16 protein-coding genes and 1 tRNA gene are annotated in these 18,872 nt (G+C 72.4%); 10 read left to right on the forward strand and 7 right to left on the reverse strand.

Translation table 11 applies throughout. The features are described from left to right. Positions 1-41 precede the first annotated feature (41 nt). Entirely contained in the window at positions 42-1,382 is a 1,341-nt protein-coding gene (gene murA / locus IAG42_RS21665; RefSeq protein WP_188338618.1) for a UDP-N-acetylglucosamine 1-carboxyvinyltransferase, read from the reverse strand. 252 nt (positions 1,383-1,634) lie between these two features. On the opposite strand from murA, the gene IAG42_RS21670 reads away from it, so the two are divergent. The 6 genes from IAG42_RS21670 (at position 1,635) to IAG42_RS21695 (ending at position 8,542) form a co-directional block, all read left to right on the forward strand. Next, positions 1,635-2,204, forward strand: coding sequence for a YqgE/AlgH family protein (locus IAG42_RS21670; protein WP_188341531.1), 570 nt, complete (start codon positions 1,635-1,637; stop codon positions 2,202-2,204). 64 nt (positions 2,205-2,268) lie between these two features. Next, positions 2,269-2,559 carry a DUF3039 domain-containing protein gene (locus IAG42_RS21675; RefSeq protein WP_188338619.1) on the forward strand — a complete coding sequence of 97 codons (291 nt, stop codon included), beginning with the start codon at positions 2,269-2,271 and terminating at the stop codon, positions 2,557-2,559. A gap of 677 nt (positions 2,560-3,236) precedes the next feature. Beyond that, positions 3,237-4,133: an FAD binding domain-containing protein gene (locus IAG42_RS21680; RefSeq protein ID WP_188338620.1), complete on the forward strand. Its 897-nt coding sequence runs from the start codon at positions 3,237-3,239 to the stop codon at positions 4,131-4,133. Further along, positions 4,130-5,635, forward strand: a complete 1,506-nt coding sequence (locus IAG42_RS21685) for a 2Fe-2S iron-sulfur cluster-binding protein (protein WP_188338621.1) — start codon at positions 4,130-4,132, stop codon at positions 5,633-5,635. Before IAG42_RS21680 ends, IAG42_RS21685 begins: the two co-directional genes overlap by 4 nt. Then, a complete protein-coding gene (locus IAG42_RS21690) occupies positions 5,632-7,986 on the forward strand; it encodes a xanthine dehydrogenase family protein molybdopterin-binding subunit (protein WP_223206109.1) in 2,355 nt (784 codons plus the stop codon). Before IAG42_RS21685 ends, IAG42_RS21690 begins: the two co-directional genes overlap by 4 nt. Positions 7,987-8,074: 88 nt before the next feature. Continuing rightward, the gene (locus IAG42_RS21695; RefSeq protein WP_188341533.1) at positions 8,075-8,542 is read left to right on the forward strand and encodes a GNAT family N-acetyltransferase; all 468 of its coding nucleotides are present in this window, start codon (positions 8,075-8,077) and stop codon (positions 8,540-8,542) included. 91 nt (positions 8,543-8,633) lie between these two features. Here the strand turns inward: IAG42_RS21695 and IAG42_RS21700 are convergent. Then, a tRNA-Cys gene (locus IAG42_RS21700) sits at positions 8,634-8,705 on the reverse strand. Positions 8,706-8,917: 212 nt separating this feature from the next. Between IAG42_RS21700 and IAG42_RS21705 the strand changes: the two genes are divergently transcribed. The 4 genes from IAG42_RS21705 (at position 8,918) to IAG42_RS21720 (ending at position 14,403) form a co-directional block, all read left to right on the forward strand. Further along, positions 8,918-10,393 carry an MFS transporter gene (locus IAG42_RS21705; RefSeq protein WP_188338622.1) on the forward strand — a complete coding sequence of 492 codons (1,476 nt, stop codon included), beginning with the start codon at positions 8,918-8,920 and terminating at the stop codon, positions 10,391-10,393. A 233-nt stretch (positions 10,394-10,626) separates the two neighbouring features. Continuing rightward, complete coding sequence (locus IAG42_RS21710) at positions 10,627-12,426, forward strand: DEAD/DEAH box helicase (protein WP_188338623.1); 1,800 nt, start codon at positions 10,627-10,629, stop codon at positions 12,424-12,426. A gap of 318 nt (positions 12,427-12,744) precedes the next feature. Further along, a complete protein-coding gene (locus IAG42_RS21715) occupies positions 12,745-13,383 on the forward strand; it encodes an IclR family transcriptional regulator (protein ID WP_188338624.1) in 639 nt (212 codons plus the stop codon). 228 nt (positions 13,384-13,611) lie between these two features. Beyond that, positions 13,612-14,403: a S16 family serine protease gene (locus tag IAG42_RS21720; protein ID WP_188338625.1), complete on the forward strand. Its 792-nt coding sequence runs from the start codon at positions 13,612-13,614 to the stop codon at positions 14,401-14,403. Between the two features lie 21 nt (positions 14,404-14,424). Here IAG42_RS21720 and IAG42_RS21725 read toward each other — a convergent pair whose 3' ends face one another. The 5 genes from IAG42_RS21725 to IAG42_RS21745 all read right to left on the reverse strand — a co-directional run bounded on the left by IAG42_RS21725 (position 14,425) and on the right by IAG42_RS21745 (position 18,750). Beyond that, complete coding sequence (locus tag IAG42_RS21725; RefSeq protein WP_188338626.1) at positions 14,425-15,402, reverse strand: glycine betaine ABC transporter substrate-binding protein; 978 nt, start codon at positions 15,400-15,402, stop codon at positions 14,425-14,427. Continuing rightward, positions 15,399-16,259 (reverse strand): ABC transporter permease, encoded by an 861-nt coding sequence (locus tag IAG42_RS21730; RefSeq protein WP_188338627.1) that lies wholly within the window; start codon positions 16,257-16,259, stop codon positions 15,399-15,401. Before IAG42_RS21730 ends, IAG42_RS21725 begins: the two co-directional genes overlap by 4 nt. Then, entirely contained in the window at positions 16,256-17,524 is a 1,269-nt protein-coding gene (locus IAG42_RS21735; protein ID WP_188338628.1) for a betaine/proline/choline family ABC transporter ATP-binding protein, read from the reverse strand. The genes IAG42_RS21730 and IAG42_RS21735 overlap by 4 nt, the downstream gene beginning before the upstream one ends. Beyond that, entirely contained in the window at positions 17,517-18,164 is a 648-nt protein-coding gene (locus IAG42_RS21740; protein ID WP_188338629.1) for an ABC transporter permease, read from the reverse strand. The genes IAG42_RS21735 and IAG42_RS21740 overlap by 8 nt, the downstream gene beginning before the upstream one ends. 115 nt (positions 18,165-18,279) lie before the next feature. Further along, positions 18,280-18,750, reverse strand: coding sequence for an Lrp/AsnC family transcriptional regulator (locus IAG42_RS21745; protein ID WP_188338630.1), 471 nt, complete (start codon positions 18,748-18,750; stop codon positions 18,280-18,282). Positions 18,751-18,872 lie beyond the last annotated feature (122 nt).

An 18,872-nucleotide genomic window follows, 5' to 3' on the forward strand; every position in this document is an offset into this window, starting at 1 on the left:
CGCCCGGATCAACCGGACGGCCCCCTTCAACGTACGTGCCGCTAGCCCAGGGCCTTGCCCGGAAGCTCAACCTTCGCACCGAGTTCCACGAGCTTCTCCATGAAGTTCTCGTAGCCGCGGTTGATCAGGTCGATGCCGTGCACCCGCGAGGTGCCCTGCGCGGCCAGCGCCGCGATCAGGTACGAGAAGCCGCCGCGCAGGTCGGGGATGACCAGGTCGGCGCCCTCCAGCTTGGTCGGGCCCGAGACGACCGCGGAGTGCAGGAAGTTGCGCTGGCCGAAGCGGCAGTCGGAGCCGCCCAGGCACTCGCGGTACAGCTGGATGTGCGCGCCCATCTGGTTCAGCGCGGAGGTGAAGCCGAGGCGGGACTCGTAGACCGTCTCGTGGACGATCGACAGGCCGGTGGCCTGCGTGAGCGCCACGACCAGCGGCTGCTGCCAGTCGGTCTGGAAGCCGGGGTGGACGTCCGTCTCCAGCGCGATCGACTTGAGCTGGCCGCCCGGGTGCCAGAAGCGGATGCCCTCGTCGTCGATCTCGAAGGCGCCGCCGACCTTCCGGTACGTGTTGAGGAAGGTCATCATCGAGCGCTGCTGGGCGCCGCGCACATAGATGTTGCCCTGCGTGGCGAGCGCGGCCGAGGCCCAGGACGCCGCCTCCAGGCGGTCCGGCAGCGCGCGGTGCGTGTAGCCGCCCAGCTTGTCGACACCCGTGATGCGGATGGTGCGGTCGGTGTCCATCGCGATGATCGCGCCCATTTTCTGCAGGACGCAGATCAGGTCCTCGATCTCCGGCTCGACGGCCGCGTTCGAGAGCTCCGTGACGCCCTCGGCGAGGACGGCCGTGAGCAGGACCTGCTCGGTGGCGCCCACGGAGGGGTAGGGGAGCTGGATCTTCGTGCCGCGCAGCCGCTGCGGGGCCTCCAGGTACTGGCCGCCCTCGCGCTTCTCGATCGTCGCGCCGAACTGGCGCAGCACCTCGAAGTGGAAGTCGATGGGACGGCCGCCGATGTCGCAGCCGCCCAGACCCGGGATGAACGCGTGGCCGAGGCGGTGCAGCAGCGGGCCGCACAGCAGGATCGGGATGCGGGAGGACCCGGCGTGCGCGTCGATGTCCGCGACGTTCGCCGACTCGACGTGCGAGGGGTCCATCACCAGCTCGCCCGGCTCCTCGCCCGGACGGACCGTCACGCCGTGCAGCTGCAGCAGTCCGCGCACCACACGGACGTCACGGATGTCCGGGACGTTGCGCAGCCGGCTCGGGGCGCTGCCGAGCAGCGCGGCCACCATGGCCTTGGGCACGAGGTTCTTCGCGCCGCGGACACGGATCTCGCCCTCCAGCGGGGTTCCGCCGTGGACAAGCAGTACATCGTCGGTGACGGTCATGAATCTCGCGTTCCGATGAGGATGGGCAGGGACCAAGCCATAAGAGTAAGGGCCGCCTCCCCTTGTTCCGTAAGCCCGATGACATACAGAACCGTCATGACTTCGCTACAACACGAACCGTTCCGAATCGGACACATGGGGTGACCGCCGGGCCTGTCGCGCGCATTCCGTTTCCGCCCGCCCTGAGCTGCGTTCATACGGTTGTCGCGCTTGGCTCCCCCTCCGGAGGCAAGATGCGGGATCATGTCTGCCATGACCGAGGTGTCCTCGCTCACAGGGCGGCTGCTCGTGGCCACACCCGCCCTCGCGGACCCGAATTTCGACCGGGCGGTCGTGCTGCTCCTCGACCACGACGAGGAGGGCTCGCTCGGCGTCGTCCTCAACCGGCCCACGCCGGTGGACGTCGGCGACATCCTGGAGGGCTGGGGCGACCTGGCCGGTGATCCGGGTGTCGTCTTCCAGGGCGGTCCGGTCTCGCTGGACTCCGCGCTCGGCGTGGCCGTCATCCCCGGCGACTCGCTGGAGCGCGCCCCGCTCGGCTGGCGCCGGGTGCACGGCGCGATCGGCCTCGTCGATCTGGAGACCCCGCCGGAACTGCTCGCCGCGGCCCTCGGTTCGCTGCGGATCTTCGCCGGCTACTCGGGCTGGGGCCCGGGCCAGCTGGAGGGCGAGCTGACCGACGGGGCCTGGTACGTCGTCGAGTCGGAGCCCGGCGACGTGTCGGTGACCCGCCCCGAGGGGCTGTGGCGGGCGGTGCTGCGCCGCCAGCGCAGCGAGCTCGCGATGGTCGCCACCTACCCGGACGACCCGTCGCTCAACTGACCGTGCCGGGGGCGGCACCGGCGGCTCTTCGCCGTTCGCGGGCGCTTCAGTACCCTTGGCCTTTATGAGCACTCTCGAGCCCGAGCGCGGGACAGGTACGGGGACCCTCGTAGAGCCGACGCCGCAGACGTCGCACGGGGACGGCGATCACGAGCGCTACGCCCACTACGTCCAGAAGGACAAGATCATGGCCAGCGCGCTCGACGGCACGCCGGTCGTCGCGCTCTGCGGCAAGGTCTGGGTGCCGGGCCGTGACCCGAAGAAGTACCCCGTGTGTCCCATGTGCAAGGAGATCTACGAGTCCATGGGCGCCGGCGGCGACAAGGACAAGGGCAAGGACGGCGGGAAGAAGTAACGCTCCCTCCCTCGTCCCCCGTTCCGTCTCGTCCCCGGAGGCTCCCCGTGTGCGGCAGTGATGCCGCGCGCCGGGAGCCTCTCGCGTGCGTGCGGGAGTCCTTCGTGCTTTCGGTGTGCTCGGACGTCCGATCGAAGGGGCGCCCCCGATCGTGTGAGTCACGCGGAGGTGCGGCGTGTTCCGGCGGTTCCGGCGCCGGGGGCCGTGGTGCTCAGTGCTCCCGTCACCTGCGGGCGCCCCGGATCGCGCCGGTGCGCGCGGCGGGCCCGTCCCGTCCGGATATGCGCGCCGGGACGGCACGACCGGCCCTTACGCGCTTCTCGTGCGACGCACATATGCGACCCGCATGCGGACCGGGCCCGGGCCCCTCACGTCCGTGGGCCGTCTTCCGGAGCGCCGTCCGAAACCCCTCGTACGTCACCGGAGGGGCACAGAGCGTGCGAGGCGGTGATGTGCCGTCAAAACGGTCATCTCCCAGGTGGAAGGGGCGAATGCCTCCTACCGGACCCCCTCTCCGGGTGCCGGGGAAGATGTGCCAGAGTTGCCACGTCCGGCCTGTCAGCACGTACCGTACGGCGGAACAGGCGTTACGGCGGGTACGACGGTCGCGCGCGGACCACGCGGGGCCAAGGCCGTCGCTGATGCGCACGGCCGGACATCGGGAAGGGGCAGCCGGTTTGACCACGCACGCACCGCAGGCGACACAGGCCGCGGTACTTCCGGGTTCGCTCGACGAGGCGGTCGCGGCGCTCGCCGCCCTGCCCGCCGCCGTGCCCGTAGCCGGCGGCACCGATCTCATGGCGCAGGTCAACGCGGGTCAACTCCGTCCCGCCGCCCTCGTCGGACTCGGCCGGATCAGCGAGATCCGCGGCTGGCAGTACCAGGACGGGCACGCGCTGCTCGGCGCCGGACTCACTCACGCCCGCATGGGCCGCCCCGACTTCGCCGCGCTCATCCCCGCCCTCGCCGCCGCCTCCCGCGCCGCGGGACCGCCCCAGATCCGCAACGCGGGCACCCTCGGCGGCAACATCGCCTCCGCCGCGCCGACCAACGACTCGCTGCCCGTGCTCGCCGCCCTGGAGGCCACGCTCGTCATCGCGGGACCCGGCGGCGCCCGGCGTGAGGTGCCCGTCTCGCACCTCCTCGCCGGCATGGAGATGCTCCGGCCCGGCGAACTCATCGGCTTCGTACGGGTGCCGCTGCTGCACGCCCCGCAGGTCTTCCTCAAGGCCACCGGCCGCACCGGGCCCGCCCGCGCGACCGCCTCCGTGGCCCTGGTCCTCGACCCGGCCCGGCGCGGCGTGCGCTGCGCGGTCGGCGCGATCGCGCCCATGCCGCTGCGGCCCCTGGAGGCCGAGCAGTGGGTGGCCTCGCTCATCGACTGGGACGGGGAGCGCGGGGCGCTCGTGCCCGAGGCCGTGCAGGCGTTCGGCGAGTACGTCGCCGCGGCCTGCATCCCCGATCCGGAGCCCGAAGCGGACGGCACGCAGCAGCAACTGCCGCCCGCCGTACTGCATCTGCGGCGCACCGTCGCCGTGCTGGCCCGGCGTGCACTTGGGAGGGCGCTGTCGTGACGAACGAGTACCACGGTCCGGGATCCGGCCCCTCCGGTTCCGACGTCCCCGGCGCCGACGGATGGCAGCCGGTGCCGCCGGGCGAGTACGACTCCGACGCGACCGCCTTCGTGCAACTGCCGCCCGAGGGCTTCCCGGAGACCGCGCCGCTGGCCGCGCCCGGGCACAACTACGTGCCGCCGCAGATAACGGTGAGCCCGGCCACGGGCGCCGCCGCGGTCGATCCGGCGGCGACCGGGGTGTGGGTGCTCCCGCCCGAGCTGACCGGTGCCGCGCCGGAGCAGCCCGCGCAGGCGCCGCAGCCCGAGCCGCAGCCCGCGCATCCCGAGCACGCCGAGTACCAGACCGGGCAGTGGTCGATCCCCGTCGTGTCGGAGGGCGAACTCGCGGACGACTCCGGCGAGTTCACGACCTCGTCGATCGCCGAGCAGTGGGGCGACCGGAACCCGCCGCCCGCCACGCTGCCGGGTGGCGCGACCGCGCCGTGGGCCCACGAGGCATGGGCTCAGCCCGACCCCGTGCCCGACCCCGACCCCGAGCCCGCGCCTGTGCGGGAAGAGGTCCCGGAGGCGGAAGCGGAACCGCAAGCGGAACCCGCGGCTGTTCCTGCGGCCGAGCCCGCCGAGCCCGCTGAGTCCGTCGAGCCCGCCCCGTCGGTCGAGCCTGGCGAACTCGCCGAGCCCGTAGAGCTCGTTGAGCCTGTCGCGCCCGTCGAGCCCGTCGATCCTGCCGCGGAGGCGGCCGCCGAGCCGACCGCCGACGGCACGCCCGGAGACGCCGCCGCCGAACCGGACGCCCCCGCCGCCCCCGTCGCCACGCCCCTGCACGACGACCACCCCCTGGTCAGCTACGTCCTGCGGGTCAACGGCAGCGACCGCCCCGTCACCGACGCCTGGATCGGCGAGTCCCTGCTCTACGTGCTGCGCGAGCGGCTCGGCCTGGCCGGCGCCAAGGACGGCTGCTCGCAGGGCGAGTGCGGCGCGTGCAACGTCCAGGTGGACGGCCGTCTCGTCGCCTCCTGCCTCGTCCCGGCCGCCACCACCGCCGGCAGCGAGGTCCGTACCGTCGAGGGCCTGGCCGCGGACGGGCAGCCCTCCGACGTGCAGCGGGCGCTGACCGCCTGCGGCGCCGTCCAGTGCGGCTTCTGCGTGCCCGGTATGGCGATGACCGTCCACGACCTGCTCGAGGGCAACCCCGACCCGAGCGACCTGGAGGCCCGCCAGGCGCTGTGCGGCAACCTGTGCCGCTGCTCCGGTTACCGGGGTGTGCTCGACGCGGTGCGGCAGGTGACCGCCGAGCGCAAGGCGTCCGCCGAGGCCGCCGAGACGGCCGAGGCCGACGGGCCGGGCGCGTCCGAGGCCGGCGAACCGCGCATCCCGCACCAGGGCGGCCCCGTGCACGGCGAGGGCGTGGCCCCGCCCCTCGGCGAGAGCGGACCGTTCGGCGACAGCGGCACGGCCGACGGCGCATTCGGTGACTTCCGGAACGGAGGGCAGGCATGACGAACGAAGCGACCGAGGCCACCACCCTGCTCACCGGGACCACTCCGGTCCCGGGCACGCCCCCCGGCCCGCCCGAGACCGAGGAGCTCCCGCACGGCCTCGGCGTCACGCTGCCGACCGTGGAGGCCGCCCCCAAGGCCGAGGGCACGTTCCCGTACGCCTCCGACCTGTGGGCCGAGGGCCTGCTCTGGGCCGCCGTGCTGCGCTCCCCGCACGCCCACGCGCGCGTGGTGTCCATCGACACCACCCACGCGCGCGAGATGCCCGGCGTGCGCGCCGTCGTCACGCACGAGGACGTCCCCGGCGGGCCCGTGCCCGGCCACCGGGCCGCCGACCGCCCGGTGTTCGCCTCCGACCTCGTGCGCCACCACGGCGAGGCGCTCGCCGCCGTCGCCGCCGACCACCCGGACACGGCCCGGATCGCCGCCGCCGCGATCATCGTCGAGTACGAGGTCCTCGAACCCGTCACCGATCCCGAACAGGCCTTCGCCGCCGAGCCGTTGCACCCCGACGGCAATCTGATCCGGCACATCCCGCTGCGCCACGGCGACCAGGAGGCGACCGGCGAGACCGTCGTCGAGGGCCTCTACCGCATCGGCCGCCAGGACCCCGCCCCCATCGGCGCCGAGGCCGGCCTCGCCGTCCCGCGCCCCGACGGCGGCGTCGAGCTCTACATCGCCTCGACCGACCCGCACGGCGACCGCGACCTCGCCGCCGCCCGCTACGGCCTGGAGCCCGAGCGGGTGAAGGTCGTCGTCACGGGCGTCGCCGGCGCGACCGCCGACCGCGAGGACCCGAGCTTCCACCTCCCGCTCGGCCTGCTCGCGCTGCGCACCGGACACCCGGTCAAGCTCACCGCCACCCGCGAGGAGTCCTTCCTCGGCCACCCGCACCGCCACCCGACGCTGCTGCGCTACCGCCACCACGCCGACGCCGAGGGCCGGCTCGTGAAGGTCGAGGCGCAGATCCTGCTCGACGCGGGTGCCTACGCCGACACCTCGTCCGACGCCCTCGCGGCGGCCGTCTCCTTCGCCTGCGGCCCCTACGTCGTGCCGAACGCCTCGATCGAGGGCTGGGCGGTCCGCACGAACAACCCGCCGTCCGGTCACGTACGCGGTGAGGGCGCGCTCCAGGTCTGCGCCGCCTACGAGGCCCAGATGGACAAGCTCGCCAAGAAGCTGAACCTGGACCCGGCCGAGCTGCGCCTGCGCAACGTCATGGCCACGGGCGACGTCCTGCCCACCGGCCAGGCCGTCACCTGCCCGGCGCCGGTCGCCGAACTCCTCACCTCCGTACGGGACTTCCCGCTCCCCGAGCTGCCCATGGACACGCCGGAGGAGGACTGGCTGCTGCCCGGCGGCCCCGAGGGCGCGGGCGAGCCGGGGGCCGTGCGGCGCGGTGTCGGCTACGGCATCGGCATGGTGCACATGCTCGGCGCGGAAGGCGCCGACGAGGTCTCCACCGCCACGGTGAAGGTCCAGGGCGGTGTCGCCACCGTCATCTGCGCGGCCGTCGAGACCGGCCAGGGCTTCACGACGCTGGCCCGCCAGATCGTCCAGGAGACCCTCGGCATCGACGAGGTCCACGTGGCGCCCGTCGACACCGACCAGCCCCCGGCCGGCCCCGGCTGCCGGGGCCGGCACACCTGGGTCTCGGGCGGCGCGGTCGAGCGGGCGGCCAAGATGGTCCGCACCCAGCTTCTCCAGCCGCTGGCCCACAAGTTCGGCATGTCGACCGAGCTGCTCCAGATCGCCGACGGCAAGATCACCTCCTACGACGGCGTCCTGTCGACCACGGTCGAGGAGGCCATGGACGGCAAGGAGCTCTGGGCCACCGCCCAGTGCCGCCCGCACCCCACCGAGCCCCTCGACGCGGACGGCCAGGGCGACGCCTTCGTCGGCCTCGCCTTCTGCGCGATCCGCGCGGTCGTGGACGTCGACATCGAGCTCGGCTCCGTCCGCGTGGTCGAGCTGGCCGTGGCCCAGGACGTGGGCCGCGTCCTCAACCCCGGGCAGCTCGCGGCCCGGATCGAGGCGGGCGTCACGCAGGGCGTCGGCGCGGCCCTCACGGAGAACCTCCGTACTCCCAAGGGCATCGTCCGCCGCCCCGACCTCACCGGCTACGCCCTGCCGACCTCCCTCGACGCCCCCGACATCCGCATCGTCAAACTCGTCGAGGAACGCGACGTGGTGGCCCCCTTCGGCGCCAAGTCCGTCAGCGCGGCCCCCGTCGTGGCGTCCCCGGCGGCGGTCGCCTCCGCGGTCCGCGCGGCGACGGGCCGCCCCGTCAACCGCCTCCCGATCCGCCCCCAGGCGGCCGTCGTCACGGAACCCGCCAGCACGTCGACGTGAACCTAGGCTGGGCCCCGTGACCGATGACATCGCGTACGACATACGGATCCGGCCCGGTGACGGGGACGACGCGCCCGCCATCCTCGGGATGCTCGACGGGGCCGTGGCCTGGATGAACTCCCGGGGGAACACGGAGCAGTGGGGGACCGTGCCGTACTCGCGGACGCGCGGCGGCACCGAGCGCGTCGAGCGGTACACCACCGTCAACCAGCCCTTCGTCGCCGAGCTGAACGGCGTGCCCGTCGGAGCCGTCGTCCTGGACACCGGCCCCAGCCCGCAGATGCCGATCCCCCCGGCCGACGAACCCGAGCGTTACGTGAGGCTGTTGATCAGCGACCGCCGCCGGGCCGGGCTGGGCATCGGATCCGCCCTGCTCGCACACGCCGCCGAGCAGACGCGCCGGGCCGGGGTGGACCTGCTGCGGGTGGACTGCTGGGCGGGCGGCGGCGGACAACTCGTCGCCTACTACGAACGGAACGGCTTCGTCCGCACGGAGAGCTTCCGCTCCGGCGAGTGGCCGGGACAGGTACTGGCCCGGCGAGTCGGCGCGGTCTGACGCCGAAGGGGCGCCCCCCCTCGCGGAGATCGTCCGCGGGCAGGGGCGCCCCTTCGCCTTCGCGCAGCCCAGCGCCGTTGGGCTGCGACCGAGGCCGTGACCGGATTCGAACCGGCGTGCTTCGCTTTGCAGGCGAATCCCTGAGCCACTCGGGCACACGGCCGAGCAAGTCCGGTCGGGGGTGCCTCTCGGCGGGCTCCCGGTCGAACTGCAACGACCGTACGAGCCCCCAAGCCGCCCCCTCAAGGGATCCGGGCGGGGTGCAACACGACTGCCATGTCCCGTTCACGCTCGGGGTCGTACGACCAAGGGACCAGGCAGAAGGCGGTCTTCCGACAGGGGTCAGACAGCGCTACGCCCCTTACCCTGATGCGCATGGCCGCCCTCGAAGACGACGTCACCGCCGCATCCGTCCCGGCACCCGCGACCGAGCCCGCCACCGCCGTCACCGAGGACGGCGGTGTGCTGGGCCGGGCCTACCGCGCGCTCAGCATCGGGATCGTCACCGTCGTCCTGCTGATCGCCTTCGAGGCGACCGCGGTGGGCACCGCGATGCCGGTCGCCGCGCGGGAGCTGGACGGGGTCTCGCTGTACGCGTTCGCGTTCTCGGGGTACTTCACGACGAGCCTGTTCGGGATGGTGCTCGCCGGGCAGTGGGCCGACCGGAGCGGGCCGCTGGGGGCGCTGAGCGCCGGGATCGGGGCGTTCGCGGCCGGGCTCGTGCTGGCCGGGACCGCCGGGACCATGTGGCTGTTCGTCGCCGGGCGGGCCGTGCAGGGGCTGGGCGGCGGACTGGTCATCGTCGCGCTGTACGTCGTCGTCAGCCGGGCCTACCCGGAGCGGCTGCGGCCCGCGATCATGGCGGCGTTCGCGGCGAGCTGGGTCGTGCCGTCCATCGTGGGGCCGCTCGCCGCCGGAGCCGTCACCGAGCACCTCGGCTGGCGCTGGGTGTTCCTCGGGATCCCGGTGCTGGTGCTGCTGCCGCTCGGGCTCGCGGTGCCGCAGATCCGGCGCCGGGCCGGCGGCCCGCCCGTCGCGGACCCCGCCGCGGGCGAGAAGAAGTCGGGCCCGGACCGGCGGCGGATCCGGCTCGCGTTCGGGATCTCGCTCGGGGCGGGCCTGCTCCAGTACGCCGCCCAGGACCTGCGCCCGCTGTCCCTGCTGCCCGGTGTCGCGGGCGTCGCGCTGCTCGTGCCGTCCGTGCTCGGCGTGCTGCCCCGCGGCACGTACCGGGCGGTGCGCGGGCTGCCGTCGGTGGTGCTGCTGCGCGGGATCGCGTCCGGGGCGTTCATCGCCGCCGAGTCGTTCGTCCCGCTGATGCTGGTGACGCAGCGGGGCCTGTCGCCGACGCTCGCCGGGTTCTCGCTGGCCGCGGGCGGCGCGACCTGGGCGCTGGGCTCCTGGGTGCAGTCCCGGCCCCGCCTGGAGCCGTACCGGCAGCGGATGGTCGCCGGCGGCATGGTGCTGGTCGCCGCCGCGATCGCGACCGCCCCGAGCGTGCTGATCGCGGCCGTGCCCGTCTGGATCGTCGCGGTGGCCTGGGCCTTCGGCTGCCTGGGCATGGGCCTCGTGATCTCGTCCACCAGCGTGCTGCTGTTCCAGCTGTCGGCGCCGGAGGAGGCCGGGGCGAACTCGGCCGCGCTGCAGATCTCCGACGGCCTGACCAGCGTCGTCCTGCTCGCGGCGGGCGGCGCCGCGTTCGCCGCGCTCGGCGGGGGAGCGGTCGGGCACGGGGTCGCGCAGGGGGCCGGCGGCTCCCACCCGGGGGCGTTCGCCGCCGTGTTCCTGCCGATGGCGGTGGTCGCGCTCGCCGGGGCCTGGGTCGGGACGCGGCTGCGGGCCGCGCGCTGAGCCCCCGGCGGGCGGTGACGTGATCGCGACTGCCGGTGAGAGTCGGCCAGTTGATCTGTGACCCGCGTCCCAACCACCCCCGCCCCGGCCTCGTCCGTCGCGCTCGTCAACCGGGCCCCCGGTAAGGTGGCCCGGTTGTCATACGCAGCCGTGCCGCGGTCCCCGGCCGGTGCGGCGGACGTAGCGACGACGTACACGTAGCCGTGCCGTCCAGCCCTGAGTAATCGGAGACCGTGACTACCACCGCCGCCACCAGCTCCTCGTCCCACCACCTTTCCCCCGCCTTCCCCGGCCGCGCCCCCTGGGGCACCGCCAACAAGCTGCGTGCCTGGCAGCAGGGCGCGATGGAGAAGTACATCCAGGAGCAGCCGCGCGACTTCCTGGCGGTCGCCACCCCCGGCGCCGGCAAGACGACCTTCGCGCTCACCCTCGCCTCCTGGCTGCTGCACCACCACGTCGTGCAGCAGGTGACCGTGGTCGCGCCCACCGAGCACCTGAAGAAGCAGTGGGCGGAGGCGGCGGCGCGCATAGGGATCAAGCTGGACCCCGAGTACAGCGCGGGCCCGCTCAGCAAGGAGTACCAGGGCGTCGCCGTGACGTACGCGGGCGTCGGTGTGCGGCCCATGCTGCACCGCAACCGCTCCGAGCAGCGCAAGACGCTGGTCATCCTCGACGAGATCCACCACGCCGGTGACTCGAAGTCCTGGGGCGAGGCCTGCCTGGAGGCGTTCGAGCCGGCCACCCGCCGCCTCGCCCTCACCGGCACCCCGTTCCGCTCCGACACCAACCCGATCCCCTTCGTCACGTACGAGGAGGGCAACGACGGCATCCGGCGCTCCTCGGCGGACTACACGTACGGCTACGGCAGCGCCCTCGGCGACGGCGTCGTCCGCCCCGTGATCTTTCTCAGTTACAGCGGCAACATGCGCTGGCGCACCAAGGCCGGCGACGAGATCGCGGCCCGGCTCGGCGAGCCCATGACCAAGGACGCGGTCAGCCAGGCCTGGCGCACGGCGCTCGACCCGCGCGGCGAGTGGATGCCGAGCGTGCTGCGCGCCGCCGACGCCCGCCTCACCGAGGTCCGCAAGGGCATCCCCGACGCGGGCGCCCTCGTCATCGCCTCCGACCAGGACTCGGCCCGCGCCTACGCGAAGCTGATCCGGGAGATCACCGGGACGAAGGCGACCGTCGTGCTCTCCGACGACACCGGCGCCTCGAAGCGGATCGACGACTTCGCCGCGAGCGACGACCGCTGGATGGTCGCCGTCCGCATGGTGTCCGAGGGCGTCGACGTGCCGCGCCTCGCCGTCGGCGTGTACGCGACGACGATCTCCACCCCGCTGTTCTTCGCACAGGCCGTCGGCCGCTTCGTACGGTCCCGGCGGCGCGGCGAGACGGCCTCCGTCTTCCTGCCCACCGTGCCCGACCTGCTCGGCTTCGCCAACGAGATGGAGGTCGAGCGCGACCACGTCCTCGACAAGCCGAAGAAGGAAGGCGAGGAGGACCCCTACGCCGAGTCCGAGCAGGAGATGGACGAGGCGAACAAGCAGCAGGACGAGGACACCGGCGAGCAGGAGCAGTTCTCCTTCGAGGCGCTGGAGTCCGAGGCCGTCTTCGACCGCGTCCTCTACGACGGCGCCGAGTTCGGCATGCAGGCCCACCCCGGCAGCGAGGAGGAGCAGGACTACCTCGGCATCCCCGGGCTCCTCGAACCCGACCAGGTGCAGCTGCTGCTCCAGAAGCGGCAGGCCCGGCAGATCGCGCACAGCAAGAAGAAGCCCGACACCGAGGCCGACCTGCTGGAGCTGCCCGCCGAGCGGCGGCCCGTCGTCTCCCACAAAGAGATGATGGAGCTGCGCAAGCAGCTGAACACGATGGTCGGCGCGTACGTCCACCAGAGCGGCAAACCGCACGGCGTCATCCACACCGAGCTGCGCCGGGTGTGCGGCGGACCGCCGAGCGCGGAGGCGACGGCGGGGCAGCTGCGCCAGCGCATCGCCAAGGTCCAGGAGTGGGCCACCCGCATGTCCTGAGCGGGTGCGGGGCGCAGTTCCTGCGGGGTGTGCGGACCGGGGCATTCCCGATGATCTCCGGCTTGTTACTGACCGGATTCTGGACGGAGTCTTCCGCTGAGCGGACCTTCCTCGCTAGATTCCCGGGCAACGCACACGCCCCGTGGCAGAGCCGCCGCGGAGCGCAGCCGGTACGCCCGAAGACTTGCCGTACGCACCAGACGCACGCGGCGCAGGGCCTGCTGCCGACCGGCGGCCTCTGACGCGCGTCGCCGAACGGGACCGGCGGCGCAACCGCCGCGGAGGAGACCGCCTACCTCACACTAAGGAGTGGGCGTCGTGACCGCGGAGACCTCCCAGACGCTCGACCGGGGACTACGAGTCCTCAAACTGCTCGCCGACACCGACCACGGCCTGACCGTGACCGAGCTCTCCAACAAGCTCGGGGTCAACCGGACCGTCGTCTACCGCCTCCTCGCCACGCTGGAGCAGCACGCCCTGGTCCGCCGCGACCTCGGCGGCCGCGCCCGCGTCGGGCTCGGGGTGCTGCGGCTCGGCCGGCAGGTGCATCCGCTGGTGCGCGAGGCCGCGCTGCCCGCGCTGCGCTCGCTGGCCGAGGACATCGGGGCGACGGCGCACCTGACCCTCGTGGACGGCACGGAGGCCCTTGCCGTGGCCGTCGTCGAGCCCACCTGGACGGACTACCACGTGGCCTACCGGGCCGGGTTCCGGCATCCGCTCGATCGCGGGGCGGCCGGCCGGGCCATTCTCGCGGCGCGCGGCGGGTCCCTGGAGCCGGGGTACACGCTGACGCACGGGGAACTGGAGGCGGGCGCGAGCGGTGCGGCCGCGCCGCTCCTCGGGGTGACCGGGCTCGAGGGGTCGGTCGGGGTCGTCATGCTGGCGGACGCCGTCCCGGAACGGGTGGGGCCGCGGGTGCTGGACGCCGCGCGTGAGGTTGCCGACGCGTTGCGCTAGCCGCGGGGGTGCTGGATTTCGGGTGCGGGTGGGTGGGGGCTGGTCGCGCAGTTCCCCGCGCCCCTGGAAGGCATGCGGCTTCGCCGCGCCTTCCCCCGACAAAAGGCGCCGGACGCCTCCCATCGGGGAGATGCGGCGCGAAGCGCCATGCATCTCAGGGGCGCGGGGAACTGCGCGGCCAGCCCCCACCGGAGCCGCGGACGAAGACCCGCCCGATACATTGGCTGCGTGTTCAATCGCCTCAGCAGCAACACCCGCCTCGCCCTCTGCGCGCTCCCCTTCGCCGCACTGCTGGCGACCGCGATCTTCGCCCCACTGCCCTTCGCCGTGGCGCAGCCCGGGCCGACGACGAACGTGCTGGGGGAGGCCGGGGGCAAACCCGTCATCGAGGTGAGCGGCGCCCCCACCCGGGACACGGGCGGTCAGCTGCGCGCGGTGACGATCCTCGCGACGGGGCCGGACGCCACGCTGCACCTGGGCGGCCTGCTCGACGCCTGGTTCCGCGACGACCGCGCGGTGATGCCGAAGGACGCCGTGTACCCGGAGGGCGACTCCACCAAGGAGATCGAGCAGCACAACCAGCAGGAGATGAAGGGCTCGCAGGACGCCGCGACCGAGGCCGCGCTCGACTACCTCGGCGAGGACTCCGGCAAGGTGAAGGTGTCGCTGCAGCTCGGCGACGTCGGCGGGCCCAGCGCGGGCCTGCTGTTCTCGCTCGGCATCGTCGACCTGCTCGACGGCGACGGCGCGGGCGGCGACCTGACCGGCGGGAAGTCGATCGCGGGCACCGGCACGATCGACGACAGCGGCCGGGTCGGCGCGGTCGGCGGCGTCTCGCTCAAGGTGCAGGCCGCCCACCGCGACGGGGCGACCGTCTTCCTCGTGCCGAAGGCGGAGTGCCGGGACGCGAAGGCGTCGGCGCCGAAGTCGATGCGGCTGATCCCGGTGACCACGCTCAAGGGCGCGGTCACCGATCTGACGGACTTCAAGAAGGGCTCCGGCACGGTGCCGAAGTGCTGACCCGGTGCCGGGCGGGCCGGGTCACTCCTTGACGAAGCCCTCCTGCACCAGCCAGTCCTTCGCCACGTCGTGCGGGTCCTGGCCGTCGACGTCGACCTTGGAGTTGAGGTCCTGGGCGACGGTGTTGTTCAGCTTCTTGGTGATCGGCTCGATGACCTCGGCCATCTTCGGGTACTTCTTCAGCGCCTTGCTGTTGATCACCGGGGACGCGTTGTAGTTCGGGAAGAACTTCTTGTCGTCGTCCATCACCGTGAGGTGCATGGCCTTGATGCGGCCGTCGGTGGTGAAGACCTCGCCGTACGTGCAGGTGCCCTTGGCGGCCTGCGTGTAGATGATGCCGGTGTCCATCTGCGTGATGTTCTTGGCCGGCAGCTTCATCCCGTACTTCTTCTCCATGCCGGGCAGCCCGTCGGCCCGGTTGGCGAACTCGCTCTCCACGCACAGGGTCACCGCGCCCGGGTCCTTCTCGGCGAGCGCCGCGACGTCGGAGAGCGTCTTGGTGCCGTACTTCTTGTAGTTGGCCTGGTTCATGGCGAGCGCGTACGTGTTGTTGAGCGCGGCCTTGGGCAGCCAGGTGACGCCGTTCTTCGCGTCGGCGTCACGCACCGCCTCCCACTGCTCCTGCGGGTCGGGGATGGGCGTGGAGTGGCCGAGGTACGTGATCCAGCCGGTGCCGGTGTAGTCGTACATGGCGTCCGCGTCACCGGACTTGATGGCCTCGCGGGCGCCGATGGAGCCCTGGATGCCGGTCCGGTCGAGGACGTCGGCGCCGGCGGCCTTGAACGCGATGCCCATGATCGCGCCGAGGATCAGCTGCTCGGTGAACTCCTTGGACGCGACGGTGATGTCGGCGCCCTTCAGCGGCTCGCCCTGACCGACCGAGCCCGGGTGCACGTCGTCGACGAGCGGGCTGCCACTGGTGAGCCCGCAGCCCGAGAGCCCGGCCAGCAGGGTCAGACCGGACAGTGCCGCCGCGGCCACCCGTACGCGGTACCTCATGAGCGCACCTCCAGACCGCGCGGCCGCAGCAGGAGCTCGGCCAGGGACGCCAGCCAGTCCACGAGCAGCGCGAGCGCGATCGTCAGGATCGAGCCGAGCATCAGGACCGGCATGCGCTGATTGGTGATGCCGGTGGTGATCAGGACGCCGAGCCCGCCGCCGCCGCCGAACGTGGCGAGCGTCGCGGTGCCGACGTTGAGGACGAGCGCCGTGCGCACTCCGGCCAGGATCAGCGGTACGGCCAGCGGGAGTTCGACCTTGGAGAGGACACCGAGCGGCGACATGCCGATGCCGCGGGCCGCTTCGAGGAGCGTCGGGTCGTTCGCCTTCAGGCCCGCGATCGTGTTGGAGAGCACCGGCAGGATCGCGTAGATGATGATGCCGATCAGGGCCGACTTCTCGCCGATGCCGAGCCAGATGACGAGCAGGGCGAGCAGACCGATCGCCGGGGTGGCCTGGCCCATGTTCGCGATGGCCAGGGCGAACGGGGTGGCCTTGCGGAACATCTTGCGGGTCAGCAGGATGCCCAGCGGGATCGCGATGATCAGCACGAAGAACGTGGAGATCACGGTGAGGCTGATGTGCTGGCGCAGCGCCTTCCACACCTGGCCGTTGGAGAGCGCGTTCTCGGAGATCGGGTCGAGGTCCGCGTTCGCGAACCACAGCCAGGTCGCGAGGAGGACCACGATCAGCACGGCCGGCAGGAACGTCAGCTTCTGCCAGGTGATCCGGCGGGCCGGCCGGGGAGCGGGCGGCTGGGCCTCCTGCTCGGCCTCGCCGTCGTCGCGGAACGCGAGGCCCTTGACCTCGTGCTCGCCCTCGGGGCGGGCCGCGTCCTGCTTGCGGGGACTGCTCACGCCTTCGCCTCCCCCTCCGCGGCCGTCGCGCCCTCCTGCTCCTGGTGGGTCTGCTGGGCGCGGTGCTCCTCCAGCTCGTGCTGGTGCTCGACGGCCTCGAGGCGGTCGGCCTCCAGGAGTTCGTGCACCGAGTTCATGAGCGTCTCCATGTCGACGACGCCCTCGTACTCGCCGCGCCGGCCGGTCACCGCGACCCGGCCCGCGTTGTCCGTCAGGACGGCCTCCAGCGCGTCGCGCAGGGTCGCGTCCCAGGTCACCGTGTCGTGGACCAGGGTGCCGGCGCGGGCCAGGGAGCCCTTGGCGCGCATCAGGTCGCCGCGCCGCAGCCACTTGTAGGGGCGGCGGCGCTTGTCGAGCAGCAGCAGCTCGTTCGTCCCCGCCGCGCGGAGCTTGTTGAAGATCTCCTGGAGCGGGTCGTCGACCTGGACGGTGGGGTAGTCGGTCACCTCGACGTCGCGGACGCGGGTCAGGTTGAGGCGTTTGAGGGCGGCGCCCGCGCCGACGAAGCCGGAGACGAAGTCGTCGGCCGGGTTGGTGAGGATCGCCTCGGGGGTGTCGAACTGCGCGATGTGCGACTTCTCGCGGAGCACCGCGATCCGGTCGCCGAGCTTGATCGCCTCGTCGAAGTCGTGGGTGACGAAGACGATCGTCTTGTGCAGCTCGTGCTGGAGCCGGATCAGCTCGTCCTGGAGGTGGTCGCGGGTGATCGGGTCGACGGCGCCGAACGGCTCGTCCATCAGCAGCACGGGCGGGTCGGCGGCGAGCGCCCGGGCCACGCCGACGCGCTGCTGCTGGCCGCCGGAGAGCTGGCGCGGGTAGCGGCCGTGGAACTCGGCGGGGTCGAGTCCTACGAGGTCCAGCATCTCCTCGACCCGTGACTTGATCTTCGACTTGGACCAGCCGACCATCTTCGGCACGAGCCCGATGTTCTGGGCGACGGTCATGTGCGGGAACAGGCCCGAGGACTGGATCGCGTAGCCGACCTTGCGGCGCAGCTTGACCGGGTCCATGTCCGTGACGTCCTCGCCGCCGATGCGGATGCGGCCGCCGGTCGGCTCGATCAGCCGGTTGATCATCTTGAGGGTCGTCGACTTCCCGCAGCCCGAGGGGCCGACGAAGATGATCAGCTCGCCCGCCTTGATCTCCATGTTCACGCTGTCCACGGCCGGTTCGGCCGAGCCGGGGTAGCGCTTGGTGAGGTTCTCCAGCTCGATGCTGGCCCCGGAGGTCTGTGGCTGCGCGGTCTCGGTCGTGGTGTCAGACACGGATCCCCCTCGGGATGGTCAGCCGTCCGATGAGGACGTACGCGGCGTCGAACAGCAGGGCGAGGATGATGATGCCGAGGGTGCCCGCGAGCACCTGGTTGAGCGCGTTCTTGCTGCCCAGCGAGGCGATGCCGCGGAAGATCTCGTTGCCGAGGCCGGGGCCGGAGGCGTAGGCGGCGATGGCCGCGATGCCCATGAGCATCTGGGTGGAGACCCGGATCCCGGTGAGGATGGGCGGCCAGGCCAGCGGCAGCTCGACCTTGACGAGCCGGGCGAGACGCGACATCCCGATGCCCTTCGCCGCGTCGATCAGCGAGGGGTCGACGCCGCGCAGGCCCACGATCGAGTTGCGCACGATCGGCAGCAGCCCGTACAGGGTCAGCGCGATGACGGTCGGGGCGACACCGAGGCCGACGATCGGGATGAGCAGACCGATCATGGCGAGCGACGGGATCGTCAGGATGGTGGAGGTGGCGGTCGTCGCCAGGTTCCCGCCCCATTCGCTGCGGTAGGTGAGGACGCCGATGAGGACGCCGATCACGGTGGCGACCACCATGCACTGGAAGACGGCGCTGGCGTGCTGCGCCGCGTCGGCGAGCAGCTGCTGGTGCCGGTTGACCAGGTAGTCCCAGAAGTTCATCGGCCCTCCCGGAAGCAGTCCCGCAAGCAGTCCCGGAAGCAGTCCGGGAAGCGGTCCCGGAAGCCCGACACCCGCACGTCCATCGCGCCTCACCGCCGGGCCGTGCTCGTAACCGTCAGGAATCTCCCGACGCCTGCTCCACCAGCGGGATGATCCGCAGCGGAACGGGATTTTCCATGACGATCGCCGTGGAAGCCCGGACGATGCCATCAAAACCGACGACCAGGTCGATCACCCGTTGAAGATCCGCGTTCGAGCGGGCCACCAGCCGGCACAGCATGTCGCCGCTGCCCGTCGTCGTGTGCAGCTCCAGGACCTCGGGCACGGTCGCCAAATGGGCCCTGACGTCGGCTCCTTGGCCCTGCCGGATCTGCAGCGTGGCGAACGCGGTGACCGGGTAGCCGAGCGCCGCCGGGTCCACCTGGGGGCCGAAGCCGCGGATGACTCCATTCGACTGAAGCCGGTCGAGCCGGGCCTGCACCGTGCCGCGCGCGACACCGAGCCGCCGCGACATCTCCAGCACGCCGATCCGCGGCTCCCGCGCGAGCAGCAGGATGATCCGGCCGTCCAGATGATCGATCGCCATGCGTCCCTCCAGGGTGGTCATCCTGTACACACAGCCCGCAGAAACGGACCCGGCACTGGTCAGATTGCCCAGCGAATACGCAAACTATTGCGCACCTTGTGGAACGGCGAGAGCCTCCCCGT

Origin of the sequence: Streptomyces xanthii, from assembly GCF_014621695.1 — a bacterium.
In the GTDB taxonomy this organism is placed as follows: Bacteria; Actinomycetota; Actinomycetes; order Streptomycetales; family Streptomycetaceae; genus Streptomyces; species Streptomyces xanthii.

Coding starts and splice junctions, on each gene's coding strand:
- murA (WP_188338618.1), bottom strand. CDS start 1,382: ATGACCGTCACCGACGATGTACTGCTTGTCCACGGCGGAACCCCGCTG.
- IAG42_RS21675 (WP_188338619.1), top strand. CDS start 2,269: ATGAGCACTCTCGAGCCCGAGCGCGGGACAGGTACGGGGACCCTCGTA.
- IAG42_RS21745 (WP_188338630.1), bottom strand. CDS start 18,750: ATGGCGATCGATCATCTGGACGGCCGGATCATCCTGCTGCTCGCGCGG.
- IAG42_RS21740 (WP_188338629.1), bottom strand. CDS start 18,164: ATGAACTTCTGGGACTACCTGGTCAACCGGCACCAGCAGCTGCTCGCC.
- IAG42_RS21725 (WP_188338626.1), bottom strand. CDS start 15,402: ATGAGGTACCGCGTACGGGTGGCCGCGGCGGCACTGTCCGGTCTGACC.
- IAG42_RS21705 (WP_188338622.1), top strand. CDS start 8,918: ATGGCCGCCCTCGAAGACGACGTCACCGCCGCATCCGTCCCGGCACCC.
- IAG42_RS21690 (WP_223206109.1), top strand. CDS start 5,632: ATGACGAACGAAGCGACCGAGGCCACCACCCTGCTCACCGGGACCACT.
- IAG42_RS21695 (WP_188341533.1), top strand. CDS start 8,075: ATGCTCGACGGGGCCGTGGCCTGGATGAACTCCCGGGGGAACACGGAG.
- IAG42_RS21670 (WP_188341531.1), top strand. CDS start 1,635: ATGACCGAGGTGTCCTCGCTCACAGGGCGGCTGCTCGTGGCCACACCC.